This window comes from Streptomyces sp. NPDC050636, from assembly GCF_040654775.1.
Lineage (GTDB): Bacteria > Actinomycetota > Actinomycetes > Streptomycetales > Streptomycetaceae > Streptomyces.
This window is the reverse complement of the sequence record NZ_JBFAIP010000197.1, coordinates 1-5,125: the sequence shown is the minus strand read 5'-3', so window position 1 is coordinate 5,125 and position 5,125 is coordinate 1. Positions and strand designations below refer to the sequence as shown.

Below are 5,125 nucleotides of genomic sequence, written 5' to 3'. Positions count from 1 at the left end.
TCCACGACCGGCCGGGTGACCTCCCGGTACGGCGAATCGATGATCTTCAACGGGACCTCGATGTCGTACGCGCGCCACTGCCGCTGGAGTTCGGCGGAGCTCTCGCGGTCCACCGCGACCGTGAGTGCCTCCAGCCGGTCCGGTCTGAAGGCACGGGCGTAGGACAGCGCCCGCAGGGTCGGCTTGTGGATGGTGGACACCAGCACGATCGCGAGGACCCTGGACGGCGGCGTCAGCTCGGCGCTCGCGTCGGTGACCTGCAGCTCGGCCGAGACGGCGTCGTAGTGCCGGCGGATGCCGCGCATCGGCCGGGCTTGAGGGCCACGTACATCTCCACGGCGCGGCCGCGCACCTCGTCCACGACGGGTGCGGCGGCGGCCTCGGCCACCTCCTCGACGGTCAGCGCCGCGGATTCCGTGAAAGCCCCAGGCTCGGAGTACGCCGGAGGCGAAGCGGCCGATGGGCGCTTCGCGGCAGCTGCCGCGCCTCGGAGAGGAGGGCGCAGGGCTTCCTTGCCTGGGACGGACTGCGATCGAGCGAGGTGAATTAGGGCATGTGTCTGAAAAGTGCTTAACATGGTTTTGGTGTTTTAGGTGGCGCTTTCTGGTTCGATTCCGTTGGATTTTGATTTCGAAGTTGCACTCCATGAATTGTCTGCATACTCTGCTCTCCGCAGCTACGGGGGACTGACCTGAAAAGGTCTGGTAGTTTGCGCCGACGCATTTTTGTCCCTCGTAGCGTGAAGCAGAGGCATGGGATCTCTGCAGCTATTTGAATGGGGAATCGGAGAAATGCGTAACAGCGCGCGGCGTCTTGCCGTTATAGCTATCGGGGGAGCTTTCCTGGCGGGGATTGCCCCTGCTCAGGCGGCCGACCTCTATGCTGCCACCTCTGCATCTTCCGGTTGGGTGAGCCCGCAGCACGTTTACGCTTACGCGAAGGACATTAAGGCGGACGGTAATTCCGTCTACAGCCAGTATGCTCGGGAAAACTCCGGAGACTACTATCTGCACAACAAGAGCGGCAATGGCACCACCGCCACGAGCGGTGCCGGAAAGTTCATTTACGCGCTGTACAGCTGTGTCTCTCTGGACTGGGAGCCTGACACTTGCGCGAAGGCTAACTAACTTCCCGATGCGGTACCTGATCGACCGGTGATCAGGGCTCTTTTCTGATGGCCCGGCAGCCCGGTACGGCTGCCGGGCCGCCGCAGCATCTAGCGAGGCAGATCAGCATGGTTCATCCGAACGTCGCCACTCACCCGATTCTGAGTCTCAAAGACCTGAGATACAGCATCCGCGAGCGTCAGCTGCTCAAAGGCATCACCTTGGATCTGGCCTCCGGGGAGTCCGTCGCGGTGACCGGCCCGAGCGGCAGCGGGAAGAGCACCTTGCTGTCGTTGGTTCTGGGCCTCATCGCCTCAGGTAAGGGGCAGGTGTCGGTAGCCGGTCGTGACATGTCCGCGCTGCGGGGTAAGCACTTGGCCCGGCATCGCGCGCAGCACCTCAGCATGATTTTCCAGTTCGGGGAGCTGCTTCCGGAACTGACTCCCGTGGAGAACGTGGCACTAGCGGCTCTGCTCGCGGGCGAGCCTCGGCAGGCTGCTTACGAGCGGGCGGCCGGTCTGCTCCACGACGTGGGCGTTACCGGCACCACGGCCACCACGGGCGAGTTGTCGGGCGGTGAGCGTCAGCGGACCGCGGTGGCGCGTGCCTTGATGAACAAGCCGTCGTTGATCCTGGCCGATGAGCCGACCGGTTCACTGGACACCGCCGCGCGCGGCACGGTGGCCGATCTGCTGTTCTCGCTGCCGCAGCGCTGGGGCTGCGGGCTGCTCGTGGTGACCCACGATCCGAGTGTGGCTGCTCGCGCCAACCGGCACTTCAGCCTGCGCGAGGGGCTGCTGCACGCTGAGCAGGTGACGACATGACCAGGGCGCGGCGCGGCGTCGGTCTCGGGACCCCGTGGCAAATGCTGCGGATCGGCCAGGCCGCCCGACGGGGCCGGGCAGGGAGCACCACCCGCTTCGTGGCGCTGTTGTTCGCCACTGCAGCACTGTGCCTGGCTTTCACCTCACTCGTGGCGGTGTACGCCGGCTATGCGGGGACGGAGGAGCGTACCGCGACCCGTAGTCCACAGCGAGTGGCAGGCGGTCATGGCACGGCGCTGGCCCGCTACTTGCTCAAACAGGACACGTTGGGCGACGCGCGCGGGTACACCGTTGTGTATGTGGAACCTCTGAGCTCTGCCGTCGGCCCGCCGCCTGGCCTGGACTCGTGGCCTTCTCCCGGCGAAGCGGTGCTCTCGCCCGCCCTGCTCCAGGCGGGGGCTCACGAGCGCATCGCCGATCGCTACGGCAAGTTGGCAGGAACGATAGGTCCAGAAGGGCTTGCGTCTCCCAGCGAACGCTTCGCCTACGTCCGGCCCGCGCACAGCATGCGGGGAATGGCGGAGGCGCGCCCCATTCGTGGATTCGGTGCCGCGGCGGAGTGGGGCAACGGAGACTTCACCAACCAGCGGCCCATCTGGAACCTGCTGCTCACCGTCTGCGGCTTCCTGCTGCTCCCAGCAGCCGCCTGTGTGGTGCTGGCTGCCCGCATGGGCGCTGATGAGCGGGACCGGCGCACCGCCCTCGTCACCGCCCTGGGCGCACTGCCGGCTCACCGCCGGCTCATCGTCCTCGGCGAAGCGGCCATCCCTGTGATTCTGGGAGCGGTGGTCGGATCTGTGCCGGCTGCCGTGGGCTGTCTGATCGATGTGCCTGTTCCCTTTGCGCACTTCACGCTCTACGCACCGGACCTGCGAGCCTATGCTCTCTGGCTCGTCGGCGCGGCAGTGCTGCCACTGGTCGTGACGCTCGCCGCGGTCACCGTTTTGCACCACCACCGGCGGTCGGCCGCAGCCACACGGCCTCGCGCCTCCCGCGCAACCCTCTCCAGGATCGCTTGCTGGGCTTGCCCGTTGTTCCTGCTGACCGCCTCCTACGGCCCTGGACTTGCCCCGTCGCCCGCGTTGCGAGTGCTGTCTCAGGCAGTGGGCACGCTCGGCGGATTTGCCACCCTGCCTTCGCTCATTGCAGCAGCCTGCACAGCAGCCGGCTCCGCTCTGGCGGGACTTTCCCGCCGCTGGGCAGGGCCTTCTGCCCTGATCTCGGGACGGTGGATGGCGGCTTCTTCCGCCACCACTGCACGCCTGGTGTGTTCGGTGGTGATCGCCATCGGGCTTACCGGCGAGGCGCAACTGTGGATGTCTCGCATGGCCGAGCCGGTCCGGCAAGCAACAGCCGTGCACCAAGTGGTCGGTGACAGCCTGCTGACGGTGACTAGCCCCAAGCGCATCACTCCGCAGTTCACGACGTCGCTGCCCAAACAAGCCGTCCTTCTCTCGCTGGACGAGGGCAAGGGCACCACGCGTCTCACCGGTACGTGCCCAGACCTCACCGTCCTGCATCTTCCCTGCCACTCCGGCACGGTCACTCCCGTGACGCAGACCGACGAACGCCTGCGCTATGCCCTTGGCGACGGCACCGACATCACCACCACCGTCACACCCCATGCGCCCGCCCGCACAAGCGATACAGCGCTGCTGCTCTCCCGCAATGGAGCCGCGCTCGACGTCTCCGAGATCAAGCGCACGGCCAACCGCACGCTCGCACCCGGAACTAGCGTCAGCGCGCTGGGCACCGGCTGGATCAGCGGGGGGAAGGTCCTCAGCGACCAGTCAGGCTGGTTGCTCTTCTTCGGCCTGCTGGGAACATCCGTCCTTGCCGTGGGGTTCGCGCTCAATACGCAGGCAGAGTTCTTGCGCCAAGGGCGTGCCGCTGCCCCCGTGGCGGTGCTCTGCGGCCGTCGCACGATCTTCTTCGGGCTCAGCGGGTGGAGTTTGCTTGCTCCCATCCTCATCTCAGGAGCCATCGGAGTCTTCGTCTACTCCTGGCTTGCCGGGCCCCTGGTCGCTGACGGATACGCGAGCACTTCGTCGACTCTGATGCTCGCCGGCCTCGGAGTGAGCAGCGTTCTCGGGCTGTTGCTGTGGGGGTGCGGCGGTACCAGCGCCGCCCGCATCGCCAGCCGCTGGCGCCCCAACGGCGATTGACTGCACACGGGCATACCTCACTGAGGCGAGGGGTCGATTTGGGCCCCCGTCGGCCCCGGCCGACGGGGGCCCGCAGCCGCTCTATTGCGCGGGCTGGAGGGCACCTTCATATGCTGCTGCAGGTCCTGCATGGTCTCTGCGCAGCGCGAGCTCTTGACCTGCTTCGACAGCGAGAGCGTTCGCAGGACCGTGCCCTCCCCGCCACCTACTACCGATCCAGCCTCCGACCCACGTGAGATCGGCCGGTTGTGCTGGATCACCACCCGCGACCTGGACCGGCTCACTGCTGCCGCTGGCGAGACCGACGATGCCTGGATCGGCTCTCACGTCCAAGCAGCACCACGCAGGTGTGATGGCGGCGATGAAGCTAACTAGGTGAGGACGTCAGCCGGAACTGTCAGCACGGTTCAGGTTCCTGAGCGGTGGCGCGGGGCCAGTGCCCGAGCCAGAAGGCGGCCTTCGAAGGTAGATGCTGACCCTCGGTTGACCCGTCATGGGGCACGAGCTCGGTGGGTGCGATATATCCCTCACCAGGCGCCAGGTGGATGCGGATGCATCGCAGGGGACGGCCTTCGGAGACGTAGCGTCGTACGTCGTCGGTGTGGGGGTAATGGTGCTCGTGGTCTGGGTGGAGCGCCTGGCTGATGCCTCGTGTGTCGCGGTCCGTGAGCAGCAGGTAGCGGCTGCCGGGCCCGAGATTGAGGCAGAGGCGGCGGCGGGATTGGTGTCGTGTCCTGCAGGGCAGGCGGTCCCAGTTGTCGATGTGGAGGCCGATGTGCCGTTGGTTCGATGGATTGACCGTGGTGGTGAGCATTGCGGGCGGGCAGGTCACATGGCCCAGGTACTGGACGTCACTGCGGCTTGATGGGCAGCCGGGGCGGACTGCGGCGGCTGTAATGGCAGCGTCGCCGGCATCTGACGGCAGTGCGTCGGGGTGATAGGGCTCTTTGAATCTCCCCACCCCCTGATCTGCGGTGGGCCAAACCTGCTCAGTTGATCTCCCCACCCATCGTGTGACCAAGCTTGGGCA

General features: G+C 66.3%; 3 protein-coding genes and 1 pseudogene. 3 read left to right on the top strand and 1 reads right to left on the bottom strand.

All coding sequences use genetic code 11. The features are described 5' to 3' along the window. Positions 1–305 (bottom strand): annotated as a pseudogene (locus tag AB0I10_RS40210) (DNA-binding protein); the annotation flags it as partial. A gap of 447 nt (positions 306–752) precedes the next feature. Between AB0I10_RS40210 and AB0I10_RS40205 the strand changes: the two are divergent. From AB0I10_RS40205 to AB0I10_RS40195, 3 genes are read left to right on the top strand one after another with little or no spacing between them, the layout of a single operon-like run. After that, a complete protein-coding gene (locus tag AB0I10_RS40205; RefSeq protein ID WP_363157702.1) occupies positions 753–1,127 on the top strand; it encodes a hypothetical protein in 375 nt (124 codons plus the stop codon). A gap of 47 nt (positions 1,128–1,174) precedes the next feature. Further along, complete coding sequence (locus tag AB0I10_RS40200) at positions 1,175–1,930, top strand: ABC transporter ATP-binding protein (protein WP_363157701.1); 756 nt, start codon at positions 1,175–1,177, stop codon at positions 1,928–1,930. Continuing rightward, positions 1,927–4,095 carry a hypothetical protein gene (locus AB0I10_RS40195; RefSeq protein WP_363157700.1) on the top strand — a complete coding sequence of 723 codons (2,169 nt, stop codon included), beginning with the start codon at positions 1,927–1,929 and terminating at the stop codon, positions 4,093–4,095. The genes AB0I10_RS40200 and AB0I10_RS40195 overlap by 4 nt, the downstream gene beginning before the upstream one ends. The last annotated feature ends 1,030 nt before the right edge of the window (positions 4,096–5,125 follow it).

What these genes read in the sequence shown, in the direction of transcription:
- AB0I10_RS40205 (WP_363157702.1), top strand. Translation starts at nt 753, where the DNA reads ATGGGATCTCTGCAGCTATTTGAATGGGGAATCGGAGAAATGCGTAAC.
- AB0I10_RS40200 (WP_363157701.1), top strand. Translation starts at nt 1,175, where the DNA reads ATGGCCCGGCAGCCCGGTACGGCTGCCGGGCCGCCGCAGCATCTAGCG.
- AB0I10_RS40195 (WP_363157700.1), top strand. Translation starts at nt 1,927, where the DNA reads ATGACCAGGGCGCGGCGCGGCGTCGGTCTCGGGACCCCGTGGCAAATG.